Here is a 17,946-nt window from a genome sequence, read left to right as displayed (position 1 = left end):
GCGGCAGCGCCCTCATCCGCTCGGCGCAATCTCCGCAAGCGGGCCTGGCGCCCGTCGCCGCTTCTTCCACCAGCGCAGGATGATCTCTCCCGCCGGTCGCTCGACCAGGCGGTTGATGAGCGTGCCGAGCGTCAGCGCGACGAGGAAGGCAGCGGCAAAGCCGATCCAGGGACTATAGCCGGCCCTGGCGATTTCCAGCATGACGACGAAGCCGACATGCTGGTGGATCAGGTAGAAGCTGTAGCTGACTCCGCCCATCCAGACGAGCGGCCGGATCGCCAGGAAGCGCAGATGGTTGCGGATCAGCGCTGCGAAGGTCGCCATCAGCACAAGACCGACAATCGTGACGTCCCATGTTTCCATGGTCGCGATCGATAGCAGCGCCAGCGCGGCATAGGGCGCCTGTTGCTGCCAGCTGCGCTGTCCCGCCCAGATGCGGTAGGCCAGCATGCCGATGATGAAGAAGGGCGTATAGCGCAGCACCAGCAGCATCACGACCCGTTCGGGCACGATATCGGGCCAGAGCTGCATCACCCAGCGCAGGATCAGCCAGACCACCAGCGTCGGTTCCAGATGCCGCAGGCCGATCCATTTCCAGATCGAGACCATGCAGAAATAGAAGGCGATCTCCACCGTCAGCGTCCAATAGGCGCCGTCCACTTCGGGAATGAAGGCAAAGCCCTGGAGCATCGTCAGATTGGCGAGAATCGCAAAGGGGCCGACCAGCAACTGGGTCGCCTGCGCCAGATATTCGATCGACAGCGTCACCAGCATCGCCACCAGATAGGCGGGATAGAGCCGGGCGAAGCGGTTGACGATGAAGTCGGCGACCGTGCCGATCCGGTCCAGCGTGAAGAAGATCGCAAAGCCGGAAATGGTGAAGAACAGCAGCACGCGGTAATTGCCGCCGGGGAAGCTGAAGGGCACATGGCTGGCCTGCGGGAACTGCTCATGGAAGCGGGTCGAATAATGGAAGACCAGCACGCACAAGGCGCCGATGCCGCGCAACGCGTCCAGCTCCGTCAGCCTTGTCCGTTTCGGCTTCGTTTCAACCATGATGCTTCATAGCAATGATGGAGCAACGAATGGGATATTTTCTTGGTTAACGTGCAATGCGCAAATGGCGGATACGGGCGCTGTCGGTCCCGATCTGGAACGTCCCGCCGCGGGATCGCGGTCTTAGCCGGCCGCGCACCAGTTGATTGGCTTGGACGACCAGGGACGGGCATAGCGTTTGAGGATGAGGAGCTGGCCCAGCGAGACGCCGTCACGGAGCAGGATGCGGGCGGTTGGGTCACTGTCGGCGGGATCGGCATGGGCTTCGAAGCTGCCGCCGTTCAGCATGCCCTGCAACGCGGTGCGGCCGGCACGGGCAAGGGCGGCTTCCTGCGGGCAGGCAGCGCCTTCGAGTCGCGGCGCGCTGATGTCGGCGAGATGATAGCGACGGCCCTGATAGGCATAGGCGTCGGTGGCGAGGACACAGGCCTGGCCGTCCAGATCGTCACAAGCGGCAAAACGGGTGGATATGGTGGCGGGGGCGTCGACGGATGGTGCTGAGGCCGTCGTCGACGCGGGCAGCACATGGCGCATCAGGACCAGCAGCAGCGCCCCCATCAACAGGGCGATGAGGATGAGGCGCAGCGGCACGATGGCGCGGCGCTGATCCTGCTTGTCATTCAGCCAATGACCGGACCGGTCCCGGTCTTCGTCACCAATATCATGCAGGCTATAGGCCATGATTCATCCCCAATCGGAGGCTATCGCTAGTAAATATTGGGAAATTTTTGGTTAACCATGGTGGTTGCGCAGGGGGCGGCGGACTGCGCCTTGACGCCGCGCCGGGGGCATGGTGAAAAACCGCGGAAGCCAGATGAAGGAGGCGGCGTGAGCGAAGCATGGCTGTATGACGAGCATCCGGCGATGGTTCGGGCGCATCCCTTCCTGTTCCTGCTGCTGCTGGTTTCGGTGGTCGGTATCCTGGCGATCGGCGTGTGGTGGGTGATGCACAAGGGCGAGCGGCTGGCGCTGAGCGAGCGCGAGGTGCTGCTGGAACGTGGCTTGCTGGCCAAGCAGCGGACCGAAATCGCGCTGTCCAGCATCCGCAGCGTGCGGATCACGCAGACCTTCGGCCAGCGGCTGTTCGACGTCGGCAATGTCGAGCTGTTCAGCGCCGGTGACGTAGCGGAAATCGCGATCCGCAACATGCCGCGACCGGGCCGGATTCGGGCGATTGCGGCGGCCCGCAACCTGGACTTGCTGCCCCAGCGCTGAGCGGTCGGGCAGGGGCGGTGCGCACGGAAAGCGCACGAAATCCGCCATTTTCTTGTCGAACATAATGTCTAGGCCCTTGACTTGGGCGCATTTATTTTAACCAATAGGAGCCCAGGGGCCGGCAGAGCTTTCCACCCGCACGAGGACGCCAGGAACAAGCAACGTCGATCCGCATCAGGCGGACGGCGGGAAAAAGGGGGCGCCTTGATGGTGGGTTTGCGCGTAATGCCGCTGTTGCCGGAATTGACGGCCGATCAGCGGGCCGAGATTCGGCAGTCCTGCGGCTTTGCCTGCGTGCGCTGCGGGGTGACCATCTATCGTTATCTGGGTCTGCCAGACGGGCCGGGGGCGACGCTGCTCTGTCCGACCTGTCACGGGCTGGTGGAGGAAGGGCGGCTGACCGCGAATCAGGTCCACAGCTTCCATGCCAATCCGGTGGTGCGCCAGCGCCACTTCGCGCGCGATCGCCTGCCCTTCTCCAACGAATTGCCGCAATTGATCGTCGGTGGATCGCGGATGCTGCGCGATACGCCGATTCCCATCACCCTGGACGGCGAGCCGATCCTGATCTTCGCGCCGCCGCGCCGATCCATGGGGGCGACGCGGATCAGCGTCAGGCTGGGCGCGGCCGACGGCACGCCAATGCAGGTGATCGATGGCAATGAATGGAAGCCGCATGACGGCAGCTGGCATTTCCTGTTGCGCGGCGACCGCTATTCGATGATGGCGGCGCGGGGCGACGGATTGTGCGTTTTGCGTATCGTTGCGCGCAACCGGCTTGCGGTCGAGCATCTGCGAACCACGATCAACGGGCGCCGGCTGGAGGTGACGCCGGACTGGCTGGAGGTCGATGGCAAGCGCTATGTCGACCGGATCGGCAGCGGCACGCTGATCGGCCTGGAACTGTAGACGGCGCCTTTCGGGGCGCTATCCGGGTTCCCGATTGCAGCTATTGCGGATCGAGTCATGTCATGACTGGATTCCGTAACGGAAACAGGCGATGCCCGCAGGCGTCGCCTTTTTCGTCTCACCAATATGGATGAAGTGTATCTGATATAAATCAACGGCTTGGCCGGCATCATAAAAAATTGATCATAGAAGAAGTTTACATCCGTTCCGGGGCATGATTCCCTGTGGGCGATCAGAGGGGTTGGAATGTCGAATGCGGTTGCCAGTCTGGACGATAATCAGCGGGCATGCCTGCGGCTGGTGGCACAGGGCTATACCTCCAAGCAGATCGCGCAACGCACATCGCTGACCCCAGGCACGGTCGACCAATATGTCTATCGGGCGACCGTGGCGCTGGGCGCCAAGGATCGGCGCGAAGCCGCCCGGATATTGGTAGAGGCCGAGAAAAACGCGCAATTCAAGCAATTTGAATTAAAGCCGGAGCCGCTTGTTGAACCGGCGATGGCGGGTGAGAAGGAGGCGTCGGCACCAAGCAGACCGACCCGGACCGGCGATATCCCGGCTGGTGCAGAGCGGCAGGAAAAGGGTCGCTTGCGCCAATTGGGTAACCGGATTCTGGCAACCATGGGAGGGGAACCGCATGGGCTGAATCGATGGCAGATCCTGACGACCATCTTCCGGGTCGCGTTATGGGCAGGGGGTTCCCTGGCCGCGCTGATCACGATGGGATATTGGCTCAATCATCTGTTTGGCTGACGGTCTCCAACAATCCAACCATCTGATGGGCCAGCGAGCGCTGGCCTGAAAAGGGAGCCTTGCCATGTCCAATGCCCGCCGCGCCGAGCGCGCCGCCAAGAGCGAAATGCACATGTCGGACGACACCTTCTTCAACCTGAGCGGCCAGGTCCGCGATGCCTATGTGAAGCTGGACGATGTTCTGGCCCACACGCTGCGGATGAGCGCCGACATGATCGATACCGCCCGCACCATCGGCCTGGCCCCCGAACAGGGACAGAAGCTGTTCAAGCGCTTCCATGGCTGCATCGACACGATGATGCAGAGCCGCGAGCAGCTGCTGGGCGCCCATCTGGAGGCGACCAAGATCCGCATGAAGACCAACCAGGCCGAACGCGCCGACGGCTGCTACAGCCCGTGGAGCGCGCTGGAAGAAAAGCAGGCCGACGCCCTGCGCCTGGTCGCCTGACGCGACCGGACCGGAAGGCAGGATCGTGCAGATCTTCCTCGCTTATACGATCGCGCTGATCGCCACCTCGATCTTCGTGGTGCGTTATGGCGGCGCGACCGGGCGCTGGAGCATCGTTGGGGTCTGGGCAGGGTTCATCCTGGCCCAGACGGCGGTCCTGACCATCCGGCCGGAGGCGGTGCTGATCCGTACGATCCTGGCGATCGAATGCGCCTCGCTGCTGTTCAAGATCATCATTTCGATGCTGAGCAGCCGGCGCTGGCCGATCATCGTCGCCGCCTTCCAGCTGAATGTGGCTGCGGTTCAGGTCGCGGTGATCGTGTCGCCCGCCTACCTGACCAAATTCTTCTACGCCATGTCGACAATCTGGGCGGTGCCGGTGCTGGTCGTGATGGCCATGGGCACGCAGATGGACCGGAAACACGCGTTTCCGGCGTGAACAAGGGAAACAGGATGCGGAAATGCCCGTCATTCCCTCTTGCGGCTGCGCCGTCCGGCGAAAGGCATATCGTTTCTGTTTTTGTCCGATTGATGGAGGGCCGATAATTATGGCATCAAGGGACATGACCCAGCGCGTTACGCGCCATCTGAACCCAGTAGGGAGTGATGGAATGGAGGGAGAGGGTGGTTATCCGGCCGAAAGTCCGGTCGTCACCGCGGCCGACCTGGTCCGCGGCTTTTCCGAATGTCGCGACATGGCGACACGCACGCCGCTCTACATCACCCATCATGGCCGGGCGACCCATGTGCTGCTGGGCGTCAACGAGTTCCGGGCGCTCAAAGCCCAGTCGGGCAACGCCGGTCAGGAGAGCGCCGAGGAGAAATTGTTCGCGCTGGCCGACTGGGTCGATCAGGCGGTGATCATCTGTGACCAGGACATGCGCGTCGACTTCGTCAACCGGGTCGCCAGCGCCATCTGTCGCAAGCCGGTGGGACAGATGGTCGGCCCCAAGCTGGACGTCGTCCTGCCGTCGATCAGTGGCAGCCTGATGGAAGTGCATGTGCGCCGCACCGTGAGCGGTGGCGAGCCGAGCGCGGCCGATATTCCCTCTCCCTTTGCCGACGGCGCCTGGCTGCGGCTGCAGAGTTTTCCCCTTGGAAGGTCAACCGTCATCATGTTCCGCGACATTACCGAGGATGTGCGCCGCCATCGGCTGGCCGATGCCAAGGCCGCGATCATCGAGGCGATGACCGCCCATGGCGATGTCGGCTATGTCCGCCTGTCGGTGCGCGGCACGATCGACGCGGTCGATGTGCCCTTCACCGATATGCTGAGCCTGCCGCGCGAACGGGTGATGGGCGTGCAGCTGACCGACCTGGTGCTGACCCATGGCCGCGCGGCATTCCGCCAGGCGCTGGAGCGGGCGATGCAGGGGCAAGGCGCGCAATGCGTGCAGACCATGCTGCTGAGCAATCGCGGCGAGGCGGTGGCGGTGAAGGCCTCTATCGTCGCCCTGCACGGCGCCTATGGCGCCGAGGGGGCGGTGGTGCTGATCACCGCGCTCGATGGGAGCACGGTGGTGGAACTGCCGCGCGCCGCCGAATGAGGCGGGCGCGGGTCAGCCGCAGCGGGCGCTGGTGACGACCATCTGATCGTCATAGCTGACGGTCAGCCGGTCGGGGCGGAAGTCCATGGTCATGGCCATATTGGGGCCGCCCCAGCGCAGCGTCTTGGCGCCAGATGCCTTGAGCAGTTCCGCGCCCAGATCGGCCGTCGCCTTCTGGCCGGTGAAACGGTCGAGCCCGTCATTCCTGCACGGCCCTTGCGCCATGGCTGGCGGCGATGCGGAGCCGGGGCCTTCGCTGCTGGTTCCGGCACAGGCGGCCAGGGGCAGGAATATCATCGCCATCATCGGCATGGGCATCGCCATCCGCATCGTCCGTCTCCTTATTCGGTCCGCGTCATTTTCAGCCGGCCATTCTTGACGGCAAAGGCAAGGCGTCCTTCGACGAGGTCCACCGCGTCCCGGCCGAACTGGTCATAGCGCCAGCCTTCCAGGATCGCGAGATCGTCGCGCACGCCAGCGGCCAGCGCCTCGATATCGTCGGTGCGGGCGAGCAGGCGCGGGGCGACATTGATGTCGCGCGAGCGGATCTTGAGCAGCAGCTTCAACAGGTCGGCGACCAGCGCGCCATCCTTGCCCAGGCCCGGACGCTTGGGATCGCGCTCGGGCATCTCGTCCTTGCCGAGCGGCTTGTGCGCGCCGAGCGCGGCCATCAGCCGGCCGCCAATGTCGTTGCTCTTCCAGGTGGCGGAGAGACCGCGCACCTTGCCCAGATCCTCCTGCGCGCGCGGCGGGTGGCTGGCGATGTCGGCCAGCGTCTCGTCCTTGACGATGCGGCCGCGCGGCAGATTCTTGTCCTGCGCTTCCTTCTCGCGCCAGGCGGCCAGCGCCTTCAGGCGACCCAGCACATCGGCCTTGCGGCTGGCGATGCGGACGCGCTTCCAGGCTTCGGACGGATCATTCTCGTAATTGGACGGATCGCTGATCCGTTCCATTTCCTGGTCGAGCCAGTCGCCACGTCCGGTCTTGCGCAGTTCTTCCAGCATCTTGGGGAAGATTTCGATCAGATAGGTGACATCGCCGATCGCATAGTCGATCTGGCGCTTGTCGAGCGGGCGACGCGCCCAGTCGGTGAAACGCGCGCCCTTGTCGAGCTGCACGCCGAGCCAGGCGTCGACGAGGTTGCCATAGCCGATCTGTTCGCCAAGGCCGAGCGCCATGGCGGCGATCTGGGTGTCGAACATCGGATGCGGCGTCTTGCCGGTCAGATTATGGACGATCTCGATGTCCTGGCCGCCGGCATGGAAGACCTTGAGCACGTCCTCATTATTGACCAGCAGGTCGAGCAGGGGCGTAAGGTCGATGCCCGGCGCCTTGGGATCGATCGCGGCAGCCTCGCTGGAGTCGGCGACCTGGACCAGGCAGAGTTCGGGCCAGTAGCTATTCTCGCGCATGAACTCGGTATCCACCGCGACATAGGGGGATTTGGCCATGCGGGCGCAGAAATCGGAAAGCGTCTTGCTGTCGGTAATCAGCGGATGAATTTGCATATGGTCTTCGATCTTATTATGGGCTGGCCCGCGTCCTGCGGGCTGGTCGATAGTCGACAAGGCAAGCCCATAGCCGGGCCGCAACAATTTGTCATTTCCGTAAAACGAATTTGAAAGATCGAAACGCCATGCACGCCTATCGCACCCACAATTGCGGCGCCCTTCGTGAAGCCGATGTCGGCGCGAATGTGCGCCTGTCCGGCTGGGTGCATCGCAAGCGCGATCATGGCGGCGTTCTCTTCATCGACCTGCGCGACCATTATGGCCTGACCCAGATCGTCGCCAAGGCGGACAGCGAGCCGCTGCGCATCCTGGACGGCCTGCGTGCGGAATCGGTCGTGACGATCGACGGCACGGTCGTCGCGCGCGGCCCGGAAGCGGCCAACCCCAAGATGGCGACCGGCACGATCGAGGTCGTGGCCGATAAGGTGACCGTGCTGTCGACCGCGGCCGAACTGCCGCTGCCGGTGGCGGGCGAGCAGGAATATCCCGAGGATATCCGCCTGCGCTATCGCTTCCTGGATCTGCGCCGCGAGACGCTGCACGCCAATATCGTCACCCGCACCAAGATCATCCGCGACATGCGTCGCCGCATGGAAGATGCCGGCTTCACCGAATATTCGACGCCGATCCTGACCGCGTCCTCGCCCGAAGGCGCGCGCGACTTCCTGGTGCCCAGCCGCATCCATGCGGGCAAGTTCTACGCCCTGCCGCAGGCGCCGCAGCAATATAAGCAGCTGCTGATGGTTGCCGGTTTCGACCGCTATTTCCAGATCGCCCCCTGTTTCCGCGACGAAGATCCGCGCGCCGATCGCCTGCCGGGCGAATTCTACCAGCTTGACCTGGAAATGAGCTTCGTCACCCAGGAGGATGTCTGGAACACGATGGAGCCGGTCATCGCATCGGTGTTCGAGGAATTTGCCCAGGGCAAGCCGGTCACCCCGGCCGGCAGCTTCCCGCGCATTCCGCATGCCGAAGCCATGCTGAAATATGGCAGCGACAAGCCGGACCTGCGCAACCCGATCATCATCCAGGACGTGACCGAGCATTTCCACGGCTCGGGCTTCGGCATCTTCGCCAGCCTGGTCGAGAGCGGCAATGTCATCCGTGCAATCCCGGCACCGGGCGCGGGCGCGGGCAGCCGCAAATTCTTCGACGACATGAACAATTGGGCGCGCGGCGAAGGCTATTCGGGCCTTGGCTATATCAACATCAAGGATGGCGTCCCCGGCGGCCCGATCGCCAAAAATCATGGCGAGGAAGCGACCGCCAAGCTGATCGCGGCGCTGGGCCTTGGCCCGAACGACGGCGTGTTCTTCGCCGCCGGCAAGGAGTCGCAGGCAGCGAAGCTGGCGGGCCTGGCGCGCATCCGCGTCGGCGAGACGCTCGACCTGATCGACAAGGACCGGTTCGACCTGTGCTGGATCGTCGACTTCCCCTTCTATGAATATGATGAAGACGAGAAGAAGGTCGACTTCGCCCATAATCCCTTCTCGATGCCGCAGGGCGGGCTGGACGCGCTCAACAACCAGGATCCGCTGAGCCTCAAGGCCTATCAATATGACATGGTCTGCAACGGCTATGAGATCGCGTCGGGTTCGATCCGGAACCAGTCGCCCGAAGCGATGGTCAAGGCATTCGAGCTGGTGGGCCTGAGCCAGGCCGACGTGGAAGAGCGGTTCGGCGGTCTCTATCGCGCGTTCCAGTATGGCGCGCCGCCGCATGGTGGAATGGCCGCCGGTGTCGACCGCATCGTGATGCTGCTGTGCGGCGCGCAGAATCTGCGCGAGATCACGTTGTTCCCGATGAACCAGCGCGCCGAAGACCTGCTGATGGGGGCGCCGAGCGCTGCCGAGTTCAAGCAGCTGCGCGAACTGCATGTTCGTGTCGTGGAGCCGCAGGCGAAGGCATAAGCCTTTCCATAGGCTGGAAGGAACAGGGCTTCCGCCATCCGGCGGGGGCCTTTTTCTTTGCCGTCTTGCCTTGCTGTATTGTTATGATAACACACATGGCGACAAGGGAGCAGGGTGGATGATGCGGACGATCATGGCAATGATGGCGGCGGGGCTTGCGGCGGTGTCGGTGCAGGCGGCTGGTCCCGGTTTCGATCCGCGCGCTTTGAAGGCGGTTGCCGGGCCGCCCAATGAAGTGATGGTGCTGGGTACGCCCCACCTGTCTGGCTGGCCAAAGGATTTCGATGCGCAGGCGCTGGGGCCATTGATCGACCGGCTGGCGGCGTGGAAGCCGCAGGCGATTGCGGTCGAAACCCTGTCCGGCCTGCAGTGCGACGCCTTGCGCCGCGCGCCGTTCCGCTATGCCGAGACGGTGGAAACCTATTGCTGGGACGCGACGCCGGCGCGCCAGGCGACCGGGCTGGACGTTCCGGCTGCCACGGCCGAGGTCGAGCGGCGTCTGACCGCCTGGCCGGAGCGACCGACGGCATCGGACCGGCGCCATCTGGCGGCCTTGTTCCTGGCGGCGGAGGATCAGGGATCGGCGCTGGTGCAATGGCTGCGGCTGGACGGCGCGGACCGTCATGTCGGGGATGGGCTGGACGCCATATTGGTGGCGCGGCTGGAAACGCTGCGCCAGCGTCGCAACGAGGAGTTCCTGATTGCCGCGCCGCTGGCTGCCAGGCTGGGGCTGGAGCGGCTGGAACCGATGGACGACCACAGCGCCGACCGGCCCTATCGCAATGCCGAGGAGGAGAAGGCAGCGGGCGCGGCGATCATGAAGGCGTGGGACAATGAAGCGACGGCGCGGCGCAAGGCGGCCGATGCGGCGCTGCAGCCCGGCATCCGGACGGGGGCCGGCGTGCTGGCGCTCTATCGCGCCTATAATGCGCCGGATCAGGCGCAGACCATCTATGACAGCGATTTCGGCGCGGCGCTCAAGGAGCCTTCGCCCGAGCGTTTCGGGCGCGGCTATGCCGGCTATTGGGAGGTGCGCAACCTGCGCATGGCGGCCAATATTCGCGACGTCTTCGCCGCCGCGCCGGGCCAGCGCATGCTGGTGATCGTCGGCGCCTCGCACAAATTCTATCTCCAGGCCTATCTCGACATGATGCACGATGTGCGGCTGGTCGATACCGACGCCATACTGCACTGAGGCCGCGCTTGCTCTTGGCGGCGCGGTTCGATCTAATCAGGCGTCCCCTTGCAGGAGAGCGGCGCATGACGATCAATCTGTCGGACTATGAAACCGGGGCGAAGTATAAAGGCGATTATGATGCGGCGCTGTTGGCGCTGCAGCGTCGCCTGTCGAAGATCCAGGTCGCCCATATCCTGCATCGCCGCCGGACCGTCATCATGCTGGAAGGCTGGGATGGCGCGGGCAAGGGCGGCATCATCAAGCGGATGACCGCGGACTGGGACCCGCGTTATTATCAGGTCCATCCGATCGCCGCGCCGACGCGCGAGGAACTGGACCATCATTTCCTCTGGCGCTTCTGGACCCGGCTGCCCGCCAGCCAGAATATCGGCCTGTTCGACCGCAGCTGGTATGGCCGGGTGCTGGTCGAGCGGGTGGAGAAATATGCCACCAAGGCGGAATGGAAGCGCGGCTACAAGGATATCAACGCGTTCGAGGCGCAGCAGGTCGATACCGGCACCAACATCATCAAGCTGTTCGTCCACATCACGCAGGAGACGCAGGACGAGCAACTGGCGCAGCGGCTGGATACGCCGTGGAAGCGGTGGAAGACCGGCACCGACGATTATCGCAACCGGGCCAGGCGGGCCGAATATTGGGATGCGATGCACGACATGTTCGAGAAGACCGACACCAAGCAGGCGCCCTGGAAGGTGATCGACAATAATAACCGCAAGGCCGGCCGAATCGCGGCGCTGACCTATGTCGCGGAGCGACTGGAGAAACTGGTGCCGATGGATTTCCCGGCGGCCGATCCCGAAGTGGTCAAGCTGGCGCGCGAGGCATTTGGCTATAAGCCGCCCAAATAATTCCGCAAAAACAACGATCTGTAACAAAAGCGTCATCAAATACTAAGCGGTCATTTACCCTTTTCTTCTAGGCCGGGCGCCATGTACGCGCCCCAGATGCTCGATCGGCCCGACCCGGAGCCGCATGTTGCCGCCGGCACCGCCTTGCCCTTTGCCCAGAGCTGCGCTGCGGTCCGGCTGGGCCAGCCGCTCAGCCAGGCCGTCGACCGCTTCCAGGACGATGCGGCGCTGCGGCTGCTGCCGGTGGTGGACGCCGCCGATCGGCCGGTGGGGGCCATTTATGAGCGCGACATGCGGCGCATCCTGTTCAACCCTTTCGGCCATGCGCTGCTGCGCAATCCCAGTTTCGGCGGGCGGCTGGACGAACATGTGCGGCCGTGCGCGACGGTCGAGCAGAGTGCCAGCGTCGAACGGCTGATCGACCTTTATGCGGCGCAGGGGAGCGATTGCGAGGGGCTGATCGTGACGCAGGGCGGCCATTATGCCGGCGTGGTCGGCGGTCCGCTGCTGCTGCGGCTGGCGGCGGAGCGGGATACACGCGATGCGCTGGCCCGCACCCGGCGGCTGGAACATGTGACGCGCGAGAGCGGCGCATTTCGCGCGGATGTCGAGGCGTTGATCGCCGATCTGGTCGGCATGGCCGACATGCTGTCGGCGCGCGCTGAACAGGCGGTGGAGCGGGCGTCGGGCAATGGCGAGGCGGCGGCCGGCATGGCGGTCGCGGCGGAGCAGACGGCTGACAGCCTGCACGGCATCGCCAGCGGCGGGCAGGAACTGGGCGGGCTGTTCCAGGCGATGGAAAGCCAGGTGCGCGCGGCGGGCGAGGCGATCCGCGCGGCGGTGGCGCAGACGCAGGTCGGTGCCGAACAGACGGCGGCGCTGCGGGTCGAGGCGGACGGGATCGGCGCGGTCATCACCCTGATCGACGATATTGCGCGGGCGACCAGCATGCTGGCGCTCAATGCCAGCATCGAGGCGGCACGGGCCGGTGAGGCCGGGCAGGGCTTTGCCGTGGTGGCGCGCGAGGTCAAGACGCTGGCGAGCCAGACGCGCGAGGCGGCGGCCGAGATCGGCCAGCGCATCGGCCATGTCCGGCTGGCGGTGGAGACGGTGGCGCAGGGCCATCTGCACATGGACGCGGCGATGGCGACCGCGAATGAGGTGTCGGCATCGGTCTTCTCGGCGGTGGCGCGCCATGGCGCCTTCAGCCGGTCGATCGCCGCCAGCCTGTCGGAAGCCGGATCGTCGAGCGACCATATCCGCCAGAGTGCGCGCCAGATCAGCGACAATGCGAGCGCGGCGGCGGCGGGCGCCCATGATATCGGCGTTGCGGCGGGGCAGCTGGCGACGGTCGCGCACCGGCTGGACGATCGGGCGAGCCGGTTCCTGCAGGCGATCCAGGCAGGCTGAACCGCACAAAGCCTCTGGTAACGGCGCAAAAAGCAGCTAGTCTTGCACCCAATGGGTCCGGCACGGGCCGAAAATGGGAGAGAAGATCATGCTCGTCATGTTCGTCGGCGTCGATCGCACCGAAACCGCGGTCAACCCTACCCAGGTGACCTTCGTCTCATCCGTGACCGACGGCACCCGCATCCGCTTTGGCGAAGGCCGCAGCGTCACCGTGACCGAACCGATCGCCGAGGTGCTGGATTCGCTCAACCGCGCCCTGCGGCCGCACGAATAGCGGTCTTTTCCCTCTTCCCCTCCGTTGCGCCTGCATGGCGACAGCCCCGTCGCGCGCCCGGCAGGTAAAAGGCCCGCCGCGCCATCGCGCAACGGGCCTTTTCAGAGCGTGAAGCCAGAGGTGGACGAAAGGCAGGATCAAGCGCCCGGTTGATCCGGTCGGGCGCGGTCGCCCTGCTTAGTCGTCATCCCCCGCTTCGGGTCCGGCCATCATCCCTTCGGCGACTTCCTCGGTCTTGCCGCGGATCGCCTTTTCCAGGCGGTCTGCCATTTCGGGATTTTCCTTGAGGAAGGTCTTGGCGTTTTCGCGACCCTGGCCGATGCGGACCGAGTCATAGGAGAACCAGGAGCCCGACTTCTCGACCAGCCCGGCCTTGACGCCGATATCGAGCATCTCGCCGATCTTGGAAATGCCCTCGCCATACATGATGTCGAATTCGACCTGCTTGAAGGGCGGGGCGACCTTGTTCTTCACCACCTTCACGCGGGTCGCGTTGCCGACGATATCGTCGCGATCCTTGATCTGGCCGGTGCGACGGATGTCGAGACGGACCGAGGCGTAGAATTTGAGCGCGTTGCCGCCGGTCGTGGTTTCCGGATTGCCGTACATCACGCCGATCTTCATGCGCACCTGGTTGATGAAGATCACCATGCACTTGGAGCGGGCGATCGACCCGGTCAGCTTGCGCAGCGCCTGGCTCATGAGGCGCGCCTGCAGGCCGACATGGCTGTCGCCCATCTCGCCCTCGATCTCGGCGCGCGGCACCAGCGCGGCGACCGAGTCGACGACGAGGATGTCGATGGCGTTGGAGCGGACCAGCGTGTCGACGATTTCCAGCGCCTGTTCGCCGGTGTCGGGCTGCGACACGATCAGTTCGTCAATGTCGACGCCCAGCTTCTTGGCATAAATGGGGTCGAGCGCATGTTCCGCGTCGACGAAGGCAGCGGTGCCGCCGGCCTTCTGGGCTTCGGCGATCGCATGCAGCGTCAGCGTGGTCTTGCCCGAGCTTTCGGGGCCGTAAATCTCGATGATGCGGCCCTTGGGCAGGCCGCCGATGCCGAGCGCGATGTCGAGGCCGAGCGAACCGGTCGAGATCGATTCAATCTCGATCTTCTCGCGGCTGCCGAGCTTCATCGCGCTGCCCTTGCCGAAGGCGCGATCAATCTGGGCGAGCGCCGCCTCCAATGCTTTCTGTCTGTCCATTGTGCCTGTCTTCTTGGAATCGATGAGTGAGAGCATAGCGGTCATCGGCCTATCCCCTGTCAAGCGGATCGCGTCGAGTCACTCGGCGCCTGCCAATGATGTATCCTTTTTGTTCCTGCGGAACAAGAGGGGAACGGAAATTTCCTATCCTGCCTATTCAGTCGGCGAGAATCTTCTCCAGCGCGCGCTCCACGGCGCCGATGGTGAAGGGCTTGGCGAGCGTCGGGCGATCGGCATGGCCCGGCGGCAGATCATCCGCCATGCCGCCGGTGGCGAACAGGAAGGGGATCGACTGCTGCGCCAATATGTCGGCGACCGGCCAGCTTTTTTCACCCTGGAGATTGCAGTCGAGCAGGGCGGCGTCGAACCCGCCCTCGCGCGCCAGGGCGCACGCCTCGTCCACCGACGCGGCGGTCGCGTGGAGGCGATAGCCGAGCGCGTCGAGATAATCTTCCAGCATCATGCCGATCATTGCTTCATCCTCGACGATGAGGATGGACTTGCCGTCAGCCATGCGCCCTTGTCCCTTGTTTTTGCTTCCCATCGCTAGCCAAAGGGGCAGGCGATGCCCAGCATAATCGTTTGCCGGCGGGCAAGTTCATTCCGCCGCCGGTCGCATCGCCAGCGCGTCGCGCGCCGCTTCGGCCAACTGGTTGACGGAAAAGGGCTTGGGCAGGAAGGCGACATTGGCGATGTCGATCGACTTGCGCAATTGCTCCTCGGCATAGCCGGACATGAACAGCACGGGGAGGTCCGGGAAGCTGCGCCGCGCCTGTGCCACCATCGCCGGGCCATCCATATTGGGCATCACCACGTCGGAGATCAGCAGGTCGATCTTCTCGCCGCCGCCCAGCACTTCCAGCCCCTGTTCGCCGTCGCTGGCGGTCAGCACCTTGTAGCCCTGGCGGGTGAGGGCGCGTTCGGCCACGGCGCGGACCATATCCTCATCCTCGACCAGCAGCACCGTGCCGGTGCCCCAGGTTTCGCTGCGCTTGATCGGCGTCTTGGGCTTGGCCTGTTCGATGTCGCCGCCGGCATAGACCGGCAGATAGATGACGAAACTGGCGCCCCGGCCCAGTTCGGATTCGGCGAAGATATAGCCGCCCGACTGCTTGACGATGCCGTAGACGGTGGACAGGCCAAGACCGGTGCCCTTGCCCAATTCCTTGGTGGTGAAGAAGGGTTCGAAGATCTTGGACAAGATGTCGGGCGGGATGCCCAGGCCCGTGTCGGACACGCGCAGCGCGGTATAGTCGCTGATCGGCAGAATTTGCTGCCGCATCTCGCGCACGCGGTTCGCTGGCACGCCATAGGTCTGGATATTGAGCGTGCCGCCTTCGGGCATGGCGTCGCGGGCATTGACCGCCAGGTTGACGATGACCTGTTCCAGCTGGCCGGGGTCGGCGCGCACCGCGTCGAGGTTGCGGCCATGGCTGACGTCGAGCTTCACATTTTCGCCGAGCAGGCGCTTCAACAGGTTGGAAACGTCGGCGACGATGTCGGGCAGCTGCAATATCTGCGGGCGCAGCGTCTGCTGGCGCGAGAAGGCAAGCAGCTGGCGGGTGAGGCCGGCGGCGCGATTGCTGTTCGACTTGATCTGGGTGATGTCGTCATAGTCGCTGTCGCCCGGCGTATGGCGCATCAGCATCAGGTCGCAATGGCCGATGATGGCGGTCAGGATATTGTTGAAGTCATGGGCGACGCCGCCCGCCAGCTGGCCGATCGCCTGCATCTTGGTCGCCTGCGCGACCTGGCGCTTGAGCTTCGATTCCTCGCTATTGTCCTTGAGGCTGAGCAGCACGGCGGCCTCGCCCAGGCCGCGCACGCCGGCAAGGCTGAGCGCGATCGGTTCCTCGGGCTGTTCGCGCATGCGCACGGCGATGTCGCCCGACATTTGCGGGCCGACGGCAAAGCGGCGCACCGCGTCGGCCACCGCCGCCTGATCCTCGCGCACGACCAGGTCGCCGGGATAGCTGGGCGTTTCGGCATCCTTGATGCCGGCGGCGCGGGCGAACGCCTTGTTGACGAACAGCACCCGGCCGTCGCGATCGGCCATGGCGAGGCCGAAGGGCAGCAGCGAGAGCAGGGTTTCGATGTAGGAAAGGGCGGAGGTGCCGCCACCGCCGACCGGCTCGTCGATCAGCAGCAACAGCATCGGGCCGTCCTGCGCCCCATTCTGGATGCCGCCCGGCTGGGTGGCGCGGCGCAGCGGCACCTGCAGCAGGCGCAGCGGCAGGCCGCCGCTTTCCTCCCGCGCCAGGAACAGCCGGCCCTTGTCATCGACCCGCATATGGGCGGCGAAATCGCGGCCGGTGATGTTGGCGTCGATCCGGCCGGCGGCGCGCAGCAGGAAGGCGCCGTTGGCGGCGCGGATGCGGCCCTCGCCGCCGATCATCACCGCCATGATGCCGGCTTCGCCCAACTGCCGCCCGGCCTCGCCCGTCAGGACGCGATGGACATCGTCGAGCGCGCTGGGCTGGCGCATCGGGGTGAAGCGCCAGAGCAGATAATCTTCCGACCGGCCAGTGCGGGTGATGTCGACGTCGAGCCGCAGGGTCGCATGGGCGATCGCCTCCACCTTGGCCTCGCCATCGCGCCAGGCGGCGCGGGCGGCGGCGGTCAGGCTCTCGATCAGCGAGGCATCGGCATTGACGGCCGGGGGCGAGGGGTAGCCGGGGAACCATTCGCCGAACAGGTCGCTGGCGCAGACCAGCCGGCCGGCGCGGTCGGTGACGGCGATCGCCATGCTGGAGGCGTCGGCGGCGGCGCGCGCCACGGTCCAGTCGGGCACGGCATCACTGGCGGACAGCGGCGGGGGATAGAGGCGGCGATACCAGGCGAGCAGCGCGGCGATGGTGATGACCGTGGCGGCGAAGCCGGCGGCCAGCGCCCAGTCGCCGATGGCATAGAGGACAATCGCGGCGGAGGCGGCTGCAGCGAGCGCGAGCAGGGGCACGAAGCTGCGCGACGGGGCTTGTCCCATCCACGCCTCATCATCCCTGTTTACCCGCGCGACCATCGGCGCCGTCCCCTTAAGCCCTTACAATGGAACCATGACGCCACGGATCAGATCCGGGCGATCTCTTCCAATGCGCTGCTTTCATTGCGCTTGCCAATCCTCAATTTGCGCGCCTGCCACTTGCGCCCCATGCGGCGGCGCCAGAACCAGTCGGCGCCGACATAGCCAAGCACCGCGCTGGCGAGCGAGATGAGGAAGAGGCCGAGCAGCATGGCCGGGGCGGCTTCGGAAAAGAGCCAGGCGCACCATTGGCCGATCGAGGCATGGCCATCGACCAGCGCCATGAAGCCCGAGGCGTCGGCGCTGCGGCCGAGCATCCAGTTGCCGAGCCATACCGATGCCATCAGGATCAGCGGCGTGGTGGCCGGGTTGGACAGGAAGGTCATCGCCGCCGCCACCGGGATGTTGGCGCGGAAAGGCAAGGCGAAGATCGCGGCGCCGGCGATCTGCACGCCGGGGATCAGCAGGAAGATGCCGACGAACAGGCCGAGCGCGACGCCGCGCGGCACCGACCGGCGAGTGAAGCGCCACAGCGAGGGTTCCAGCACGCGATGGGCGACGGGGGCAAGGACGCGGCTCTTCTCCAGCGATTCACGGGTTGGCGCGTTGGCGTGCCACCAGCGGGAGAAGCGATTGTCCATG

The 17,946-nt window shown here is 64.9% G+C and carries 19 protein-coding genes; 11 read left to right on the top strand and 8 right to left on the bottom strand.

Translation table 11 applies throughout. The annotated features are described in order from the left end of the window. Nucleotides 1–12: 12 nt before the first annotated feature. A complete protein-coding gene (locus ACI6S0_RS16425; protein ID WP_434403684.1) occupies nucleotides 13–1,056 on the bottom strand; it encodes an acyltransferase family protein in 1,044 nt (347 codons plus the stop codon). 123 nt (nucleotides 1,057–1,179) lie between these two features. Next, on the bottom strand, nucleotides 1,180–1,737 hold the full coding sequence (locus ACI6S0_RS16420; protein WP_270091480.1) for a nuclease: 558 nt from the start codon (nucleotides 1,735–1,737) through the stop codon (nucleotides 1,180–1,182). 147 nt (nucleotides 1,738–1,884) lie between these two features. Between ACI6S0_RS16420 and ACI6S0_RS16415 the strand changes: the two genes are divergently transcribed. From ACI6S0_RS16415 to ACI6S0_RS16390, 6 genes are all read left to right on the top strand, one after another. After that, nucleotides 1,885–2,271, top strand: a complete 387-nt coding sequence (locus ACI6S0_RS16415; RefSeq protein WP_037510835.1) for a PH domain-containing protein — start codon at nucleotides 1,885–1,887, stop codon at nucleotides 2,269–2,271. A 225-nt stretch (nucleotides 2,272–2,496) separates the two neighbouring features. Continuing rightward, the gene (locus tag ACI6S0_RS16410) at nucleotides 2,497–3,180 is read left to right on the top strand and encodes a hypothetical protein (protein WP_010337301.1); all 684 of its coding nucleotides are present in this window, start codon (nucleotides 2,497–2,499) and stop codon (nucleotides 3,178–3,180) included. A gap of 246 nt (nucleotides 3,181–3,426) precedes the next feature. Further along, the gene (locus ACI6S0_RS16405; RefSeq protein WP_010337302.1) at nucleotides 3,427–3,936 is read left to right on the top strand and encodes a helix-turn-helix domain-containing protein; all 510 of its coding nucleotides are present in this window, start codon (nucleotides 3,427–3,429) and stop codon (nucleotides 3,934–3,936) included. Nucleotides 3,937–4,000: 64 nt separating this feature from the next. After that, on the top strand, nucleotides 4,001–4,384 hold the full coding sequence (locus tag ACI6S0_RS16400; RefSeq protein WP_004208690.1) for a hypothetical protein: 384 nt from the start codon (nucleotides 4,001–4,003) through the stop codon (nucleotides 4,382–4,384). Nucleotides 4,385–4,409: 25 nt separating this feature from the next. Further along, nucleotides 4,410–4,823, top strand: a complete 414-nt coding sequence (locus tag ACI6S0_RS16395) for a hypothetical protein (protein ID WP_004208689.1) — start codon at nucleotides 4,410–4,412, stop codon at nucleotides 4,821–4,823. A 172-nt stretch (nucleotides 4,824–4,995) separates the two neighbouring features. Then, nucleotides 4,996–5,931: a PAS domain-containing protein gene (locus ACI6S0_RS16390; RefSeq protein WP_017499618.1), complete on the top strand. Its 936-nt coding sequence runs from the start codon at nucleotides 4,996–4,998 to the stop codon at nucleotides 5,929–5,931. A gap of 12 nt (nucleotides 5,932–5,943) precedes the next feature. Here ACI6S0_RS16390 and ACI6S0_RS16385 read toward each other — a convergent pair whose 3' ends face one another. Continuing rightward, nucleotides 5,944–6,261 (bottom strand): I78 family peptidase inhibitor, encoded by a 318-nt coding sequence (locus tag ACI6S0_RS16385; RefSeq protein WP_434403683.1) that lies wholly within the window; start codon nucleotides 6,259–6,261, stop codon nucleotides 5,944–5,946. Between the two features lie 11 nt (nucleotides 6,262–6,272). Beyond that, nucleotides 6,273–7,439 (bottom strand): ribonuclease D, encoded by a 1,167-nt coding sequence (rnd, locus tag ACI6S0_RS16380; protein ID WP_010337305.1) that lies wholly within the window; start codon nucleotides 7,437–7,439, stop codon nucleotides 6,273–6,275. A 128-nt stretch (nucleotides 7,440–7,567) separates the two neighbouring features. Here rnd and aspS point away from each other — a divergent pair, with 128 nt between their 5' ends. From aspS to ACI6S0_RS16355, 5 genes are all read left to right on the top strand, one after another. Further along, on the top strand, nucleotides 7,568–9,352 hold the full coding sequence (gene aspS, locus ACI6S0_RS16375; protein ID WP_434403682.1) for an aspartate--tRNA ligase: 1,785 nt from the start codon (nucleotides 7,568–7,570) through the stop codon (nucleotides 9,350–9,352). A gap of 118 nt (nucleotides 9,353–9,470) precedes the next feature. Beyond that, a complete protein-coding gene (locus ACI6S0_RS16370; protein WP_434403681.1) occupies nucleotides 9,471–10,547 on the top strand; it encodes a DUF5694 domain-containing protein in 1,077 nt (358 codons plus the stop codon). Nucleotides 10,548–10,612: 65 nt separating this feature from the next. Further along, on the top strand, nucleotides 10,613–11,398 hold the full coding sequence (locus tag ACI6S0_RS16365) for a polyphosphate kinase 2 family protein (RefSeq protein ID WP_434403680.1): 786 nt from the start codon (nucleotides 10,613–10,615) through the stop codon (nucleotides 11,396–11,398). An 81-nt stretch (nucleotides 11,399–11,479) separates the two neighbouring features. After that, the gene (locus ACI6S0_RS16360; RefSeq protein ID WP_434403679.1) at nucleotides 11,480–12,808 is read left to right on the top strand and encodes a methyl-accepting chemotaxis protein; all 1,329 of its coding nucleotides are present in this window, start codon (nucleotides 11,480–11,482) and stop codon (nucleotides 12,806–12,808) included. A gap of 88 nt (nucleotides 12,809–12,896) precedes the next feature. Beyond that, nucleotides 12,897–13,082, top strand: coding sequence for a hypothetical protein (locus tag ACI6S0_RS16355; RefSeq protein WP_004208680.1), 186 nt, complete (start codon nucleotides 12,897–12,899; stop codon nucleotides 13,080–13,082). A 177-nt stretch (nucleotides 13,083–13,259) separates the two neighbouring features. Here ACI6S0_RS16355 and recA read toward each other — a convergent pair whose 3' ends face one another. The 4 genes from recA to ACI6S0_RS16335 form a co-directional block, all read right to left on the bottom strand. Further along, a complete protein-coding gene (gene recA, locus ACI6S0_RS16350) occupies nucleotides 13,260–14,330 on the bottom strand; it encodes a recombinase RecA (protein ID WP_004208679.1) in 1,071 nt (356 codons plus the stop codon). A 112-nt stretch (nucleotides 14,331–14,442) separates the two neighbouring features. After that, nucleotides 14,443–14,799 (bottom strand): response regulator, encoded by a 357-nt coding sequence (locus ACI6S0_RS16345; protein ID WP_434403678.1) that lies wholly within the window; start codon nucleotides 14,797–14,799, stop codon nucleotides 14,443–14,445. A gap of 84 nt (nucleotides 14,800–14,883) precedes the next feature. Then, nucleotides 14,884–17,268, bottom strand: coding sequence for an ATP-binding protein (locus ACI6S0_RS16340; RefSeq protein ID WP_434403677.1), 2,385 nt, complete (start codon nucleotides 17,266–17,268; stop codon nucleotides 14,884–14,886). A gap of 83 nt (nucleotides 17,269–17,351) precedes the next feature. Next, nucleotides 17,352–17,945, bottom strand: a complete 594-nt coding sequence (locus ACI6S0_RS16335; protein ID WP_004208676.1) for a DUF2062 domain-containing protein — start codon at nucleotides 17,943–17,945, stop codon at nucleotides 17,352–17,354. Nucleotide 17,946: the final 1 nt, after the last annotated feature.

This window comes from Sphingobium sp. DN12, from assembly GCF_051058005.1.
Taxonomy (GTDB): domain Bacteria; phylum Pseudomonadota; class Alphaproteobacteria; order Sphingomonadales; family Sphingomonadaceae; genus Sphingobium; species Sphingobium yanoikuyae.
The sequence above is the reverse complement of the archived record's forward strand: the minus strand, read 5'-3'. Positions and strand labels throughout refer to the sequence as shown.